Here is a 15,580-nt window from a genome sequence, read left to right as displayed (position 1 = left end):
ACGGCGCCCGCGAAAGTGATCTTGGTCGGCGCACCTGCGACGGCGTGACCGGCGGCGGAACCCGCCGGGATACCCTTTCGGCGAAATATGAGCAAAATCACATCTCTGGTGCGTGCCCCGGTCCGCCGCACCCCACCCCAGGTCCGGCCGCACGCCGGGCCCGGCGGGGCCGTCCGTCACACAGTGTGCGCGGCTCCGGGACGGCCCGCGGCCGGTGCGCGCCCTATGCCTCGCCGGCCGCGTCGATCGCTTTCAGGATGCGCTTCTCGGAGACCGGATAGGCGGTCCCCAGCTCCTGAGCGAAGAAGCTGACCCGCAGCTCCTCCAGCATCCAGCGGATCTCGCGCACGTCGGGGTCGTCGGCGCGGCCCGGCCGCAGGCCGGCGAGGAGCTTCTCGCGGGCCAGCCGCATCTGCTCGACCTTGGCCATGTTGACCTGGTCGCGCCGGGGGTTCTCGGGGAGCTTGGCCAGGCGCATGTCGATCGCCCGCAGGTAGCGCTCCAGATCGGGCAGGCGGTGCAGGCCCGCTTCGGTGACGAACCCGGCGTGGATCAACCCGGCGAGCTGGCCCTGGGCATCGTTGAGCGAGGGCAGGACGGCCAGGCTCGTGGTCCCCTTCAGGCTGCGCCCCACCCGGTGGGCTGCGGCCAGGACGCGCGCGGCGCCGGCCACCACCGCCTCCAGGGCATCGGGCAGCCCGGCGCGCACGTGGTCGCGCAGCGCGGCGAAGGCCTCGGGGTCGCGGACCGGCCCGCCGGCCTCGGCCATGAGGGAGTCGACGGCGCACCGGAGGCAGTCGTCGAGGAGCCGCTGGACGCCGCCGTGCGGGTTGTGGCCGAGCGCGAGCTTGGCCGTGTTGTCGAGGCCCCGCAGGACCCTTGCGGCCGGGGAGTCCACCTGGAGCAGGAGCAGCCGCCGCACCCCCGCCCGCATCGCCGATCGCTGCTCGGCCTCGGTGTCGAAGATCCGGATGGCCACGCTGTCGCCGTCGTCGACCAGGGCGGGGTAGCCCTTGACCGCGGGGCCGGCGGACTTGCGCTCGAAGACGGGCTGGAGGGGGCCGAAGTCCCAGTCGGTGAGCCCCGTCTTCTCGATGCCCTTGGCCTCGGCCGCGATCGCCTTCTGCAACCGCGGGCGCAGCCGGCCGCGCAGGGCGTCGAGGTCCTTGTCCTCGGCCAGGGTCCGCTGCCGGTCGTCCACCGCGCGGAAGGTGATCCGCAGGTGGTCGGGGACGCGGTCGAGCTGGAAGTCCGCGGGCGAGATGCGCTCCCCGCTCATGCGCCCCAGCTCGCGGCCGAGCGCCTCGGTCAGCGGCTCGCTGTACGGCGTGAGGGCGCCCAGCACCTTGGCCGCGTGGTCGGGCACGGGCACGAAGTTGCGGCGCAGCGGTTTGGGCAGCGAGCGCAACAGCGCCGTGACGAGGTCCGCGCGCAGGCCGGGGATCTGCCAGTCGAACCCCTCGGAGCCGACCTGGTTGAGGACCTTGAGGGGGATGTGCGCGGTGACGCCGTCGGCCTCGGTGCCCGGCTCGAACTGGTAGGTGAGCGGGAAGACGAGGTCGCCCTGGCGCCAGGAGTCGGGGTAGTCCTCCTCCCGGACCGCCTCGGAGCCCTCGTTGATGAGCATCGACTTCTCGAACGACAGCAGGTCGGGGTCGCTGCGGCGGGCCTGCTTCCACCAGGCGTCGAAGTGCGCGGCCGACACCGCCTCGTCGCCCACGCGCTCGTCGTAGAACGCGAAGAGCGTCTCGTCGTCGACCAGGATGTCGCGGCGGCGCGCGCGGTGCTCCAGGTCCTCGACCTCGGCCAGCAGGCGGCGGTTGTCGTGGAAGAAGCGGTGGTGGGTCTGCCAGTCGCCCTCGACGAGCGCGTGCCGGATGAACAGCTCGCGGGAGACCTCGGGGTCCACCGAGCCGTAGCCCACCTTGCGCTGGGCCACGATCGGCACACCGTAGAGGGTGACGCGCTCGTAGGCCATGACGGCGCCGCGGTTCTTCTCCCAGTGGGGTTCGCTGTAGGTGCGCTTGACGAGGTGGCCGGCGAGCCGCTCGGCCCACTCGGGCTCGATGCGCGCGACCATGCGGCCCCACAGCCGCGAGGTCTCGACCAGCTCGGCGGCCATGACATAGCGGGGCTGCTTCTTGAACAGCGAGGAGCCGGGGAAGACGGCGAACCGCGCGCCGCGCCCGCCCAGGTACTCGTGCTTCTCGGGGTCCTTCAGGCCGATGTGGGACAGGAGGCCCGACAGCAGGGAGATGTGCACGTTGCGGGGGTCGGGGGCGGCGCTGTTGAGCGTGATCCCCATGGTCTTGGCGACCTGCTTGAGCTGGCTGTAGATGTCCTGCCACTCGCGCACCCGCAGGTAGTTCAGGAACTCGTCGCGGCACAGCCGGCGGAACCGGCTGCCGGACAGCTCCTTCTGCTGCTCCTGGAGGTAGGACCACAGGTTCAGGTAGGCGAGGAAGTCCGATTCCTTGTCGGCGAACCGGGCGTGCTTCTCGGCGGCGGCCTGCTGCTTGTCGACCGGGCGCTCGCGCGGGTCCTGGATCGACAGGGCCGCCGCGATGATCATCACCTCGCGGACGCAGCCGTTGGCCTCGGCCTCCAGCACCATGCGGGCCAGCCGGGGGTCGACCGGGAGCTGGGCGAGCCTGCGGCCCATAGGGGTCAGGCGGCGCTGGGGGCCGTCCTCGGCCGTGTCGAGCGCGCCCAGCTCATGAAGCAGGGTCACGCCGTCCTTGATCTGGCGGCGGTCGGGGCCCTCGACGAAGGGGAACGCCGCGATGTCGCCCAGGCCCAGCGACGCCATCTGCAAGATGACCGAGGCGAGGTTGGTGCGCAGGATCTCCGGGTCGGTGAACTCCGGCCGGGAGAGGAAGTCCTCCTCGGAGTACAGCCGGATGCAGATGCCCTCGGCCACGCGCCCGCAGCGGCCCTTGCGCTGGTTGGCCGACGCCTGGGAGACGGCTTCGATGGGCAGCCGCTGCACCTTGGTGCGGTGGCTGTAGCGGGAGATCCGCGCGGTGCCGGGGTCGATCACGTAGCGGATCCCGGGGACGGTCAGGGAGGTCTCGGCGACGTTGGTGGCCAGGACGATCCGCCGCCCGCGGTGGGCGGCGAACACGCGGTGCTGCTCGGCGGCCGAGAGCCGGGCGTACAGCGGCAGGATCTCGGTGTCGCGCAGCCGCTGCTTCTCCAGCGCCTCCGCGGTGTCGCGGATCTCCCGCTCCCCGCTGAGGAAGACCAGGATGTCCCCGTTGCCCTCGGCCCGGAGCTCGTCGACGGCGTCGAGGATGGCCTGGACCTGGTCGCGGTCCTCGCCGGTGCGGCCGGGGTCCTCGGCGTCGCCCTCGATGGGGCGGTAGCGGACCTCCACCGGGAACGTGCGGCCCGACACCTCCACGACGGGGGCGTCGCCGAAGTGCCGGGAGAAGCGCTCGGGGTCGATGGTCGCCGAGGTGATGACGACCTTCAGGTCGGGGCGGCGGGGCAGCAGCTGCTTGATGTAGCCGAGCAGGAAGTCGATGTTGAGGCTGCGCTCGTGCGCCTCGTCGATGATGAGGGTGTCGTAGCGCCGCAGCATGCGGTCCTGCTGGATCTCGGCGAGCAGGATGCCGTCGGTCATGACCTTGACCAGCGTGTCGTCGCCGGAGTGGTCGGTGAAGCGGACCTTGTAGCCGACCGCCTCGCCCATGGGCGTGGCCAGCTCCTCGGCGATGCGCTCGGCCACCGTGCGCGCGGCGATGCGGCGGGGCTGGGTGTGTCCGATGGTGCCGAGGACCCCGCGGCCCAGCTCCATGCAGATCTTGGGGAGCTGGGTGGTCTTGCCCGACCCGGTCTCGCCCGCGACGATGACCACCTGGTGGTCGCGGATGGCCTCGGCGATCTCGTCCTTGCGGCGGCTGACGGGCAGCGCTTCGGGATAGGTGATCGAGGGCACGGCGGCGCGGCGCCGCTCCAGGCGGAGTTCGGCGAGGTCGATGTCGGAGGCGATCTGGGTCGCGACGGCGGTGCGCTTGCGGTCGTCGCGGATCTTCTGGAGTCCGTCGATACGGCGGCGCAGCCGGTGCCGGTCGGCCGGCATCAGCTCGGGCAGGCGGTCGCGGAGTTCGGCGAGGGGTGATCTCGCAGGCGGGGTTCTCATACCGGATTACAGGATAAGAGCGCGGGCAAGGGTTTTTCTCCCGCGCCCGCCGACGACCGCCCTGCCGGCCCCGCGAGCCGTCAGCCGGGATCCGGGCCGCCCGCCGCGCGCGGGCCCAGGCCCAGGGCGGGCAGGATGGCCTGGTCGACGATGGCGGCGATGACGTCGTCGCCGGGCAGCGCGTCGGAGTCGAAGCCCTGCTTGAACAGCAGCGCCTCCCCGATGTCGGCCACCACCGGGGTGACCAGGCCCGGGTCGAACGCGCCGCGCTCGGCGTAGTGGAGCAGCACGGTGCGGGTGAAGCGGCCGCCTTTGGCGTCGAACACCTGCCGGTAGACGGCGTCGACGAGCTCGGGGTGGCGCTCCCGTTCGGTCACGACCGCGGCCACGGCGCGCGCCATCGGTGAGCCCATCCAGTCGCGCATCAGCTTCAGCGACCGGATGAGGTCGCCGCGGAGGTCGTCGGCCGACGGCGACGGGACCTCCTGGGGGAACTCCCGCTGGAACGCATCCAGCAGCAGCTCGTGCGGTGCGGACCAGCGCCGGTACAGCGAGGTCTTGGCGGTGCCCGCGCGCCGGGCGATCCCCTCCATGGTGAGCCGCCCCAGCCCGGTCTCCAGGAGTTCGGCGATCGCCGCCTCGTGGATGGCCCGGATCAGCTCGTCACCGCGCCGCCGGGTTCCGGCGCGCCGCCCCCCGCCGCTCTCGTCCACGTCCCCACACCCCTCATTGGATACGCACGCGTATCCAATCGTGCTAGCGTTAGATACGACAACGTATCCAATTTCCATCGTACGCCGACCTCTCGGTGCGGCCGGGAAAGGAACCTTCTCATGCGACCCCCCGCGCCCGCCGGGCCACCGCAGACACAGCGCGCGCTCCCGGCGTCCGGCCGCTCCCTGGCCCCCGACCTCGCCCGCGGGGTCATGCTGCTGCTCATCGCGACCGTGCACGCCCACATGATCTGGCAGCTGCAATCCGGCACCGGCGCGGCCGCCGCCCCGCCCGACACCCTGGCCACGCTCGCCATGGTGGTGTTCGGAGAGGCGCGCGGCTACCCGATGTTCGCCGCCCTCTTCGGCTACGGCCTGGCGGGCATCCTGATCCGGGCCCAGGCGTCCGGGCGCGACTGGCCGCAGGTCCGCGGCCTGCTGCGCCGCCGCGGGCGCTGGCTGGTGCTCTTCGGCCTGGCCCACACCGCGCTGCTGTTCTCGGGCGACATCCTGGCGGTCTACGGGGTCATCGCCCTGCTCCTCACCCCCGTGCTGCGCTTCCCCGGGCGCCGGCTCCTCGCCCATGCCGCGGCGTGGGGCGTGGCGGGCTCCCTGCTCTACTCCGTGCTGTACCACCTGCTCCTGGGGGCGGTCGGGGGTTCCTCCGGCACCGCGCCGCCGCAGGACGCGTTCACCGACATGGCGGTCCGGCTGGTGTCCTGGCCGGTCACGGTTCCGCTGTTCCTGCTGACCGCGGTGTTCCCGTTCCTCGTGGGCGTGTGGGCCGGCCGCCGCCGGCTCCTGGACGAACCCGCACGGCACACCGGGCTGCTGACGAAGACCGCCCTGATCGGCATCGCGGTGGGCGCGCTCGGCGGGTTGCCCCAGGCGCTCATCGCCATCGGCGCCTGGGCCGAGCCCCCGGTCGCCGCGTCGCTGGCCACCGGGTGGCTGCACACCCTGACCGGGTACGCGGGAGGGTTCGGCTACGCCGCGCTGATCGCGCTCGCCGCGGTGGCGATCGGCGACAGGCGGGGGCTCGCGACACGTGCGCTGGCCGCCTGCGGGCAGCGCTCCATGACCTGCTACCTGCTGCAATCGCTGGCCTGGCTGGTCCTGTTCACCCCCTACACGCTCGACCTGGCAGGGGGGATCAACGGCCTGGAGGCGGTCGGGATCGGGGCCGCGGTCTGGCTGGCCACCGTTGTCCTGGCCGAGCTGCTGAGCCGGGCCGACCGGCGCGGCCCGGCCGAGACCGCCCTGCGGCGCCTCACCTACGGTCCGTCGCCCTCAGCCCGCCGACCCGCGGCCGACGACGCCCCGGTCCCCTGACGCCGCGCGCGCTCAGGACCGCCCCGGCGTGGACGGCGCCGGGGCTTTCGGGCCGGCCGTCGCCCGCCCCCGCGGTGCCGCGGCTCTCAGGCCGTGACGCGGGCCAGGGCGCGGAAGATGACGGCGGTCGAGGCGGCGCCGGGGTCCTCGTGGCCGATGCTGCGCTCACCGAGGTAGGAGGCGCGGCCCTTGCGGGCCTGCATCTGCACGGTCGAACGCGCGCCCTCCTCCGCCGCCGCGGCGGCGGTGTCGGNNNNCGGCGGCCGCCAGGCCGGAGCCCTCGGCCGCGCCCGCGTCCAGCGCGTCGACCGCGGGCACGAACGCGTCGAGCATGGTCTTGTCGCCGGGGTGGGCGCCGCCCAGCGTGCGCAGCGCGTCGGCCCCGGCGGTCAGCGCCTCGGCGAGCGCCCCGAGATCGGCCTCGGGCCGGGTCAGCCGCTCGCCCGCCGTGCGGAAGGCCACGCCGTACAGCGGGCCGGCGGCGCCGCCCACGCGCGCGATCAGCGTCTTGCCGGTCCGCACCAGGACGTCGCCGGGGCAGGCGGCATCCTCGCCGGCGAGGGCGGTGACGGCGGCCGTGAACCCGCGTTCGAGGTTGTTGCCGTGGTCGCCGTCGCCGATGGCGGTGTCCAGGTCAGTGAGGTGCTGCTTCTCGTTGACGACGGACGCCGCGATGGCGGTGATCCAGGCGCGGGCGAGATCGGTGTCCACCGGCTCCTCCAGGTGCGTGTCGGCGTGGTGCGGGCCGGTGGATCCGGGCCCGGTACGGGTGGTGGCCGCCGGGTCGCCGGGGGCGGGCCCCCGCGGCGGCCGCGGGCGCGGGTCAGCACCCCCAGCGCAGGCCGGGGGTGTTCACCGGGGCGTCCCACAGGTCGAGGAAGCCGTCCTCGGCGGTGCAGACCGTGAGGGAGCAGCCGGCCATGTCCAGGCTGGTGATGTAGTTGCCGACCAGGTTGCGCGCGATGCCCACGCCGGAGTCGGCGAGCCGGCCGGAGGCCTCGTTGAAGACGAGGTAGAGCTCGCTGAGCGGCGTTCCGCCGAGCCCGTTGACGATCACGATGGCGTCGGTGCCCCGCTCCAGCGGGCGGTCGTCGAGCAGGGCCAGCACCATGCCGCGGACGATCTCGCGGGCGGGGCGGAGCTTCTCGCGGCGGCGGCCGGGCTCGCCGTGGATGCCCACGCCGACCTCGATCTCGTCCTCGGCGAGGTCGAACCCCGGGCGCCCGGTGCCCGGTGTGGTGCCGGGCCTGAGGGCGACGGCGAACGAGCGCGAGGCGGAGTCGACCCGGCGCGCGACCTCGGCAACGGCGGCCAGGGAGTCGCCGCGGGCGGCGGCCGCGCCGGCCATCTTCTCCACGAGCAGGGTGGCGCCGGTACCGCGCCGGCCGGCGGTGTAGGTGGAGTCCTGGACCGCGACGTCGTCGTCGACCAGGACGGTCTCGACGCGCAGGCCCTCCTCGGCGGCGAGCTCGGCGGCGAGGCGGCAGTTCATGACGTCGCCGGTGTAGTTCTTCACGATCAGCAGGACGCCCTCGCCGGAGTCGGCGGCCCGGATGGCGGCCAGCAGCTGGTCGGGCACCGGGGAGGTGAAGATCTCGCCGGGGCACGCGGCGTCGAGCATGCCTTCGCCGACGAACCCGCTGTGCAGCGGTTCATGGCCCGAGCCCCCGCCCGACACCAGGCCGACCTTGCCGGCGACGGCGCCGCGGGCGCGGGTGACCACGCGGTTCGCCTGGTCGACGCTGAGTTCGGGGTGGGCGGCGGCGAAGCCGGCGAGGGCGTCGGACAGGTAGGAGTCTGCGGAGTTGAGGAACTTCTTCACGATCGGACTCCCAGGCTGATCGGTGTCGCGGCGCGTGACACGGGTCACGAAGTGCTCATGGTCGTAGCCTAGTTCTTTATGGAGAGCCGCGTCGGGATCGTCCTCGTGTCGCACAGTGATCGCCTGGCGGGCGGCCTGCGCGACCTGCTCGCCCAGCTGGGATCGGGCGCCGCGCCGGTGGCCGTGGCGGGCGGCACCGACGACGGCGGGATCGGCACCAGCCACGACCTGATCCGGGCGGCGATCGCCGAGGCCGATCAGGGGGCGGGCGTGGTGGTCCTGCCCGACATCGGCAGCGCCGTGCTCACGGCCCGCCTGGTGCTGGAGGACGAGCCGCGCGCGGACGTCGTGGTGGTCGACGCCCCCTTTGTGGAGGGTGCCGTGGCGGCGGTGGCCACCGCCAACGGCGGCGCCGCACTGGAGGCGGTCGTCGCGGCGGCGCGCGAGGCGCGCACCATTCCCAAGTTCCCGTCCTAGGCCCCGGAGTGCGGTGGGGCCTCTGACGTGGCCGTTCGGCCCGTGACCATTAATCGGACAAGTGAGTCCGGTTCGATCGCCGATACGGCAAGCGCGTTTCCCGCAGAATCACATTCGGTGAATGCACTTCAGTTACTACCCGGTACGACCGGGTTGCGATGATCGATCAAATCCCGGGGGCCACATTCGGCCTCGCGAACGGCGAACCAAACGCACCGCGTGGGCGATATACCAGGTGGAACGGCATCTCGCAGAAAGGTGTGCCTTCCGCCGCACAAAGTTAATATGATCACCACCTTTCCCTACAAAGAGTCAGGTAGGTTTTCAAGGCCCGAAGGGCTCGACATCCTGTTCGCCCAGTATCAGTTCAGGAAGGTGTGATGCTCATGGCGCCCAGAACGATCAAGCGCGGCCCCGCCGATCCCGATCCGGCCCGGCTGCGCCCGATTCTCGAACGGGCCATGCGAATGCCAGCTCTGAGTGACAAGTATGCCGCCGCCCGCAGTTCACGAACGGTTCCCACCTTGCGGGATTTGCCGGTTCTCACCAGGGAGGATGTCAATAAGGCCATCGACCATCTGCTCCGGCGCGATCCGGGGCGCCTGGAAGGCACGTTGCTCAACGTCACGGGCGGCACGATGTCGGAGCCGCGGCTAGGGATCGTCCCCGAGGACATGTTCCTCACCGAGATCCGCACCCGCTGGAACCCGCTCGACACCGGCGACCTGCTCATCAGCCTCTTCTCACCCGGGCACATGTGGTCGGCGCACTACTTCCACAACGCGCTGGGCCGCCGCTCGGGGGCATCGACCATCCCGTTCGAGACCCCCGACGACGCCGAACTCGGCCGCTGCCTGGACTTCTACGAGGGCCTGGGCGCCACGGCCCTGGCGGCCACACCCGATGCCATCCGCCGCATCCTGCGGTTCTGCGCATCGACCGGGCGGCGGCTGCCGTGGCTGCACAAGCTGCTGTGGGCCGGAACCGGGTTCGACGACGCCACCGCCGAACTGCTCTCGCGGCAGTTCCCGCACGTGCAGGCGTGGGGGCTCTACGGTTCGGCCGAGACCTGGATGATCGGCCATATCGGACCTGAGTGCGCGCGCAACACCTTCCATGTGCTCCCCCACCAACACGTGGAGATCGACAACGGCCGCCTCCTGCTGACCACCCTGCACGACGATTCCGTCGTACCGCTGATCCGCTACGACATCGGTGTGGCCGGTTCTTGGGGAACCTGCACCTGCGGCCGTACAGACCGCGCGATCCGGGTTTCCCAGCGCACCGATTCGCTGTTCGAACTCCTCAATCAGCTCGTTTCACCCGATGACCTGGTGGAACTCGCCTTGCAACTCGAAACCGTCCGCGAAGCCGAGGTCGTCCTGATGGAACCGGGAACCGAGAACGCGCGAATGCATTTGCGCGTGCGTGTGGAACCCGGCGTCGACGCCGACCCCTACACCTGTGAATGGATCCGGCACCACGTCGTCACCGGAAGTTTCGGGCTGGCGCGAATGCTGGAGAAGGAACCCGAACTGTTCGAGGTCGTCGCGGTCGGCCGGCTGCGCGAATACACCCTCGGCCCTGAGGAGACCCCGGCGTTGACCGCCGAGCGGGCATGACCCTTTCGATCAGCGGCGCCGCGGCCCCGGCGGCCCGCTATCGGACGGGCCCCGGCACCGCACCCCCGGACAGGCCCGCACGGCACGCCTTCGCTCCTCCCCCGCATCGCCACCCGTGACAGGTGGCGGCCGCCCCGCTCCCGGCCCTGCACACCGGCGGAGATCAACAGGGTTCGATGGACTATACGAATCCTTATGATAAAGTGCCGGTGCATCTCCGGGATCGGTGCAGGCACGCACAATGTGATCACATTCCGCATATGGCCCGCACCATACGGTGAGTCTCCGATTCCGGGATCCACCAGCCGCGTCCAGGCCGTATCGGAGGAAGCGCATATGCGCACCGTCGTCACACTCGGCAGCAACGGCCCCCACGTGTCCGCCCAGGGCCTCGGCTGCATGGGCATGAGCGAGTTCTACGGCCCCGGCGACGACACCGAGTCCACCGCCACCATCCACCGCGCACTCGACACCGGCGTGCCGATCGAGGAGACCGTGGGCGCCATGGCCGGGCTCGTGGCCGAGGGCAAGGTGCGCCGGCTGGGGCTGTCGGAGGTGTCGGCCGGGCTGCTGCGCCGCGCGCACGCGGTGCACCCGATCACCGCGGTCCAGATGGAGTGGTCGCTGTGGACCCGCGACATCGAGAAGGACGTCGTCCCGCTCTGCGCCGAGCTGGGAATCGGCGTCGTCGCCTACTCCCCCTTGGGGCGCGGCTTCCTCGCCGGCACCGCCACCTCACCCGACCGGCTGGCCCCGGGCGACCACCGCCGGAACATGCCGCGCTTCAGCGGCGGCAACGCCGAGCGCAACCGCGGCCTGCTGGAGATCGTCGAGCAGGTCGCCGCCGCGCACGGGGTCCCCGCCGCCCGGGTCGCGCTCGCCTGGGTCCACCACCGTGCACAGGTGTGGGGCACCGCGGTCGTCCCGATCCCCGGCACCCGCAGGCGCGAGCGCCTGGAGTCCAACGCCGCGGCGGCGGATCTCCGGCTCACGCCCGGCGATCTGGACCGGCTCGACTCCATCGCGGCGGCCACCTCCGGCGCCCGCTACCCCGATGCCCTCATGCCCGTCACCGAATAGCGATTCCCCCCGAGGACCACGATGCCATAGGAGGATAAGCAAACTGATATACCATGGCCGGATGACGCAGCTCCCCATCGAACAGAGGATCGGGCATCATCTAAAGCGTGCCGAGCAGGAGATGATCGCCGCGAAACACGCCGCACTGCGGCGATTCAACCTCACCGTCCCCCAATACACCGTGCTGTTCGTGCTCTCCGAGGAGCCCGGGCTGTCGGGCGCGGTCCTGGCCCGCAGGTGCCTGGTCACCCCGCAGACCATGTCCTCGGTCCTGGCCACGCTCAACCGGCGCGAGCTGATCGAGCGCAAGCCGCATCCGATTCACACGCACATTCTCGAAACCCGGCTGACGCGAAGCGGTCGCGCTTTGCTGAAGCAGGCGGATAAAGCGGCGATCGCCGTCGAACAGCATTTGAGCGACGCATTCACCCGCGAAGAGACCGAACAACTCGTCGAATTTCTCGGGCGCTGTTCGGAAAGCGCGGCGAAAGCACGGGCGGAGGCGTCCACCTACACGGATCAGTGACCGCTGATCCGGCCGACCCCGGCGAACCGACCCGACCGACCACGGACCGCGGACCCCGCTCCCCTCACGGCGAATCCGCGCCATCCCCGACCTGGAAGCCCGCGCCCGCAGGGCGCGCGCAGCGGAGCCTGTAGGGCGATGCCGGCGACGAACGCGGTCGCACGGACGGCCCCATCGCCCGATTCCGGCTCGCGCCGACGCACCGCGCGGCGACACCGCTGATCGGGAAAACCGGTTGAATATCGTCCAATCCCGGCGGCCGCCGTTCCACGCCCCGGCCATCCCCCACGCCCTTTGCCGGGGCTTCCCCACGCCTCGCGCACCCCGCCGCGAAGCCACATGTGGCATTGCAATTGCACTGAGTATAAGATACCTTATGCTCGTAGGGGCATCGAATATTTCTCCTGCGGTAAAACCCCTGGCACTGGCTGCGGGCACCGCCGGCATTGGCCGCCGGCGGTGCTGTGCTTCCCGCTCAGCCGGCGGGGGCGCTTCCGGGCGGCGGCTTCCCTCGTCGCGGCGCGCTCCCTCGTTCCTCGGTCGCACACCGCTCCTCAGTCCAGCCACCGCCGCGCCCCCACAGGCACGCTCGATCGGGGCTTCCCGCTCAGCCGCGAGGGTCAGACCCCCGCGGTCCGGGCATCGTGGGCCACCTCGCCGTCGAGGACGGTCACCCAGGCGGCGCCCTCGTTCAGGCGGTCCACGGGCACCGACTCGATGTCGCGGTCGAGCACCACGACATCGGCGAGCTTGCCGGGGGCCAGTGAGCCGATCCGGTCCTCCATGCCGAGCGCGTAGGCCGCGTCCAGAGTGTGGGCCCGCAGCGCCTCGTGCAGCGTGATCGCCTGCTCGGCACCGATCTCGGCGCCTTCGCGCGTGGTCCGGCGCACCGCGTTGGCGATCGTGTCCAGGGGCCGCAGGCTGGAGACGAACGAGTCGCTGGAGAGCACCGGCCGCAGCCCCAGGTCCAGTTCCTCGCGCATCGGCTGCAACCGGTGGGCCCGGTCGCCGAGGCGGCGCAGGAAGTCGCCCCCGCTGTCGTGGAGGAAGTTCGGCTGGTTGACCGGGATGACCCCGTAGTCGGTGAACCGCTTGGCCTGCTCCACCGTCGGGTAGCCGCAGTGCTCGATGCGCGGGCGCGGGTCGGGGCCGCTCACCTTCACCGCGGCGTCGATGGCGGCGAGCGTGTGCTCCATGGCGGCGTCGCCCTGGGTGTGGATGGCCACCTGCCACCCCTCGCGGGCCGCGCGCGTCACCAGGTCGCGCAGCTGCTCGGGCTCCCAGTACAGGCTTCCGGCGAACTGGCCGTGCTCGCCGTAGGGCACGGTGAACTTCGCGGTGCCGCCGAGCAGGGTGCCGTCGGAGTAGAACTTCATCGCCCCCAGGCGGAGCCAGTCGTCGCCGAACGGGCCGGCCAGCCCGATCGCGCTCAACTCCTCGAGCTGGTGGGACAGCGGCAGTCCGACGGTGCGCAGCGGCAGCGTCCCGGCCGCCCGCGCCGCGCGGTAGGTGCGCAGCTCCCGCTTGGACACCTGTGGGTCGCAGATGGTGGTCAGGCCCGCCGAAAGGTAGGGGCCGCGTGCGGCGGCCAGCCAGCCCAGGAGCTGGTCGGCGGGCAGGTCGGTGTGGAAGTTGGGGCCGTGGCAGCCGATGTCCACGGCGAGCGGGAGGAGCAGCTCCATCGCCGAGTCGATCACCATGCCGGTCAGGCGCCCGCCCTCGTCGCGCAGCAGCGCGCCGCCGGCGGGGTCGGCGACGTCCTCGGAGATGCCCGCGCGCTGGAGGGCCGTTGTGTTGACCACGGCCTGGTGGCCGGAGACGTGGTAGATGATCACCGGGTGCTCGGTGGTCGCCTCGTCCAGCCGCCGGCGGGTCGGGCGGCCCTCGGGGTACTTGGCGTCGTCCATCCCGAAGGCCCGGATCCACTGGCCGGCGGGGGTGTGCCGCGCCTCGGCCGCGATGGCCTCGACCAGGTCGGTGACGCTGGTGACCGCCGGGTAGCCCGCGTCGACCGCGGCCAGCGACTCCGCCGTGGACAGCAGGTGGTTGTGGGGGTCGATGAAGCCGGGCAGCACGGTCCGTCCGCCCGCGTCGATCTCGCGGGCGCCGGGCCCTGCCGCGGCGCGCGCCTGGTCCTCGTCGCCGACCGCCGCGATCCGCCCGTGGGCGACCGCCAGCGCGCCGGCGCGCGGCCGGGCGTCGTCCATGGTGAGGATCTTCGCGTTGCGGATGAGAAGCGCGGACAACGGGCCTCCTTGAGGGAGATGGGGTTATGGGATGAATGACCGGCGGTGCGCTATGGCGTGGCCGCCGCCGCGCCCGGGCTCGCGTGCATCACCGGGCGCGGCGGCTGTCGGCGGGTGCGCCCCTCAGGGGGCGCCGGCGGCGACGATCTCGTCGTCGCGGTAGCTCGGCGCCTTGACCAGGCAGGCCACGCTGACCAGGGCCATCACGATGAGCAGGAACGCCACCGGGTAGATGCTGCCGGTCGCGGCGAGCAGCGCGGTGCAGGCGATCGGCGAGAGCCCGCCGAAGATCGCGCCGGCCACCTGGTAGGACAGCGACACGCTCGTGTAGCGGACCTTGGGCGGGAACATCTGGGACAGGATGCGGGCGATCGGGCCGTAGGTCGCCGCCATGGCCACCCGCATGACCGCCAGCGACAGGAAGATCATGGCGGTGCCGCCGCCCATGGCCAGGAACTGCGGGACGGCGAGGACCGCGACGGCCAGCAGGCCGCCGATCACCACGCGCTTGGTGCCGATGCGGTCGCCCAGCCAGGAGACCCCCACGGTGGCGACCAGTTCCACAGCGGCCGCAACGGCGAGCGCGTTGAGGATGACCTGCTCGGTCACCCCGACCTCGGTGGTGGCGTAGGCCTGGAGGAATGTCGTGACGATGTAGTAGCCGCCGACCGCGACGGGCAGGCTGCCCAGGCCGAGCAGGAGGGTCCGCCACGAGGTGCGGACCGCCTCGCGCAGCGGCATCTCCGCGGGCGCCGCCGCCGCGGTGCCGGCCTCGGCCTGGACGGCGCTGAAGACCGGGGACTCCTCGACCTTCAGCCGGATGGTCAGGCCGACCAGGACCAGCACGATCGAGGCGAGGAACGGCGCGCGCCAGCCCCAGGTGTGCAGCACGTCGCCGGGCAGGGCGGTGATGATGCTGAAGGCGCCGCTCGCCAGCAGCGCGCCCGCCGGGTTGCCGAGCTGGGCGAAGGACCCGTAGAAGGTCTTGCGCTCTTCGGGGGCGTGCTCGACGGCCATGAGGACCGCGCCGCCCCACTCTCCGCCCACGGCGATGCCCTGGACGAACCGCAGCACCACCAGCAGCAGCGGCGCGAGGAACCCGGCCTGCTCGTAGGTGGGCAGCAGGCCCACGGCGAACGTCGCCACACCCATCATCAGCAACGTCGTGACCAGGGCGGACTTGCGTCCCAGGCGGTCGCCGAAGTGGCCGAAGAGGATCCCGCCGAGCGGGCGGGCGAAGAAGCCCACCGAGAAGGTGGCGAACGACGCCATGAGCCCGATCAGCGGGTCGGTGCCCGCGGGGAAGAACAGCTGACCGAACACGAGCGCGGCCGCGGTGGCGTACACGTAGAAGTCGAACCACTCGATCGTGGTGCCGACGAAGGCGGCGATCGCCGCGCGGGCGGGGTGGGGGGACCCCTGGGGCAGGCGGTGGGACATGGCTACTCCGTGCGGGTTCGTGCGGTGCGCGGCGGTGGGACGGTGCCGGGCGCGGGGTGCGGGCCGGCGGGTGCGTGCGGTGCGGCGGTCGTGGGTTTCACCCCATGTGACCTGCTGGTTTCCGGATCGATCCGGGGAATTCGGGTGCTGGTGTGACGGTAGACACCGGAGCGACGCA

Annotated in this window: 12 protein-coding genes; 5 read left to right on the top strand and 7 right to left on the bottom strand. The window is 71.9% G+C overall.

Annotated elements, in window-relative coordinates; all coding sequences use genetic code 11:
- Positions 1 to 223: 223 nt before the first annotated feature.
- Together hrpA and ACFOVU_RS05095 are read right to left on the bottom strand one after the other, a co-directional pair.
- Complete coding sequence (hrpA, locus tag ACFOVU_RS05100) at positions 224 to 4,144, bottom strand: ATP-dependent RNA helicase HrpA (RefSeq protein WP_378530258.1); 3,921 nt, start codon at positions 4,142 to 4,144, stop codon at positions 224 to 226.
- 80 nt (positions 4,145 to 4,224) lie between these two features.
- Positions 4,225 to 4,857, bottom strand: a complete 633-nt coding sequence (locus ACFOVU_RS05095) for a TetR/AcrR family transcriptional regulator (protein ID WP_378530256.1) — start codon at positions 4,855 to 4,857, stop codon at positions 4,225 to 4,227.
- A gap of 120 nt (positions 4,858 to 4,977) precedes the next feature.
- Here ACFOVU_RS05095 and ACFOVU_RS05090 point away from each other — a divergent pair, with 120 nt between their 5' ends.
- Positions 4,978 to 6,189 carry a DUF418 domain-containing protein gene (locus tag ACFOVU_RS05090; protein ID WP_378530254.1) on the top strand — a complete coding sequence of 404 codons (1,212 nt, stop codon included), beginning with the start codon at positions 4,978 to 4,980 and terminating at the stop codon, positions 6,187 to 6,189.
- An 86-nt stretch (positions 6,190 to 6,275) separates the two neighbouring features.
- Here ACFOVU_RS05090 and ACFOVU_RS05085 read toward each other — a convergent pair whose 3' ends face one another.
- From ACFOVU_RS05085 to dhaK, 3 genes are all read right to left on the bottom strand, one after another.
- Entirely contained in the window at positions 6,276 to 6,392 is a 117-nt protein-coding gene (locus ACFOVU_RS05085) for a DAK2 domain-containing protein (protein ID WP_378531174.1), read from the bottom strand.
- Positions 6,355 to 6,900 carry a dihydroxyacetone kinase subunit DhaL gene (gene dhaL / locus ACFOVU_RS05080; RefSeq protein ID WP_378530252.1) on the bottom strand — a complete coding sequence of 182 codons (546 nt, stop codon included), beginning with the start codon at positions 6,898 to 6,900 and terminating at the stop codon, positions 6,355 to 6,357. The genes ACFOVU_RS05085 and dhaL overlap by 38 nt, the downstream gene beginning before the upstream one ends.
- Positions 6,901 to 7,012: 112 nt before the next feature.
- On the bottom strand, positions 7,013 to 8,011 hold the full coding sequence (gene dhaK, locus ACFOVU_RS05075; RefSeq protein ID WP_378530250.1) for a dihydroxyacetone kinase subunit DhaK: 999 nt from the start codon (positions 8,009 to 8,011) through the stop codon (positions 7,013 to 7,015).
- A 78-nt stretch (positions 8,012 to 8,089) separates the two neighbouring features.
- Between dhaK and dhaM the strand changes: the two genes are divergently transcribed.
- The 4 genes from dhaM (at position 8,090) to ACFOVU_RS05055 (ending at position 11,716) form a co-directional block, all read left to right on the top strand.
- Positions 8,090 to 8,488 carry a dihydroxyacetone kinase phosphoryl donor subunit DhaM gene (gene dhaM, locus ACFOVU_RS05070; protein WP_378530248.1) on the top strand — a complete coding sequence of 133 codons (399 nt, stop codon included), beginning with the start codon at positions 8,090 to 8,092 and terminating at the stop codon, positions 8,486 to 8,488.
- Positions 8,489 to 8,868: 380 nt separating this feature from the next.
- A complete protein-coding gene (locus tag ACFOVU_RS05065) occupies positions 8,869 to 10,110 on the top strand; it encodes an AMP-dependent synthetase (protein WP_378530246.1) in 1,242 nt (413 codons plus the stop codon).
- A 336-nt stretch (positions 10,111 to 10,446) separates the two neighbouring features.
- The gene (locus tag ACFOVU_RS05060; RefSeq protein WP_378530244.1) at positions 10,447 to 11,190 is read left to right on the top strand and encodes an aldo/keto reductase; all 744 of its coding nucleotides are present in this window, start codon (positions 10,447 to 10,449) and stop codon (positions 11,188 to 11,190) included.
- 61 nt (positions 11,191 to 11,251) lie between these two features.
- Positions 11,252 to 11,716 (top strand): MarR family winged helix-turn-helix transcriptional regulator, encoded by a 465-nt coding sequence (locus ACFOVU_RS05055; RefSeq protein WP_378530242.1) that lies wholly within the window; start codon positions 11,252 to 11,254, stop codon positions 11,714 to 11,716.
- A 620-nt stretch (positions 11,717 to 12,336) separates the two neighbouring features.
- On the opposite strand, the gene ACFOVU_RS05050 is transcribed toward ACFOVU_RS05055, so the two are convergent.
- A complete protein-coding gene (locus tag ACFOVU_RS05050; RefSeq protein WP_378530240.1) occupies positions 12,337 to 13,962 on the bottom strand; it encodes an amidohydrolase in 1,626 nt (541 codons plus the stop codon).
- 123 nt (positions 13,963 to 14,085) lie between these two features.
- Complete coding sequence (locus tag ACFOVU_RS05045) at positions 14,086 to 15,402, bottom strand: MFS transporter (protein ID WP_378530238.1); 1,317 nt, start codon at positions 15,400 to 15,402, stop codon at positions 14,086 to 14,088.
- Positions 15,403 to 15,580: the final 178 nt, after the last annotated feature.

This window comes from Nocardiopsis sediminis (assembly GCF_042650565.1).
Classification (GTDB): Bacteria; Actinomycetota; Actinomycetes; order Streptosporangiales; family Streptosporangiaceae; genus Nocardiopsis_B; species Nocardiopsis_B sediminis.
The sequence above is the reverse complement of the archived record's forward strand: the minus strand, read 5'-3'. Positions and strand labels throughout refer to the sequence as shown.

Excerpts from the sequence above, each read along its gene's own strand:
- hrpA (WP_378530258.1), bottom strand. The coding sequence starts at position 4,144 with ATGAGAACCCCGCCTGCGAGATCACCCCTCGCCGAACTCCGCGACCGC.
- ACFOVU_RS05090 (WP_378530254.1), top strand. The coding sequence starts at position 4,978 with ATGCGACCCCCCGCGCCCGCCGGGCCACCGCAGACACAGCGCGCGCTC.
- ACFOVU_RS05085 (WP_378531174.1), bottom strand. The coding sequence starts at position 6,392 with ATGCAGGCCCGCAAGGGCCGCGCCTCCTACCTCGGTGAGCGCAGCATC.
- dhaM (WP_378530248.1), top strand. The coding sequence starts at position 8,090 with ATGGAGAGCCGCGTCGGGATCGTCCTCGTGTCGCACAGTGATCGCCTG.
- ACFOVU_RS05065 (WP_378530246.1), top strand. The coding sequence starts at position 8,869 with ATGCTCATGGCGCCCAGAACGATCAAGCGCGGCCCCGCCGATCCCGAT.
- ACFOVU_RS05060 (WP_378530244.1), top strand. The coding sequence starts at position 10,447 with ATGCGCACCGTCGTCACACTCGGCAGCAACGGCCCCCACGTGTCCGCC.
- ACFOVU_RS05055 (WP_378530242.1), top strand. The coding sequence starts at position 11,252 with ATGACGCAGCTCCCCATCGAACAGAGGATCGGGCATCATCTAAAGCGT.
- ACFOVU_RS05045 (WP_378530238.1), bottom strand. The coding sequence starts at position 15,402 with ATGTCCCACCGCCTGCCCCAGGGGTCCCCCCACCCCGCCCGCGCGGCG.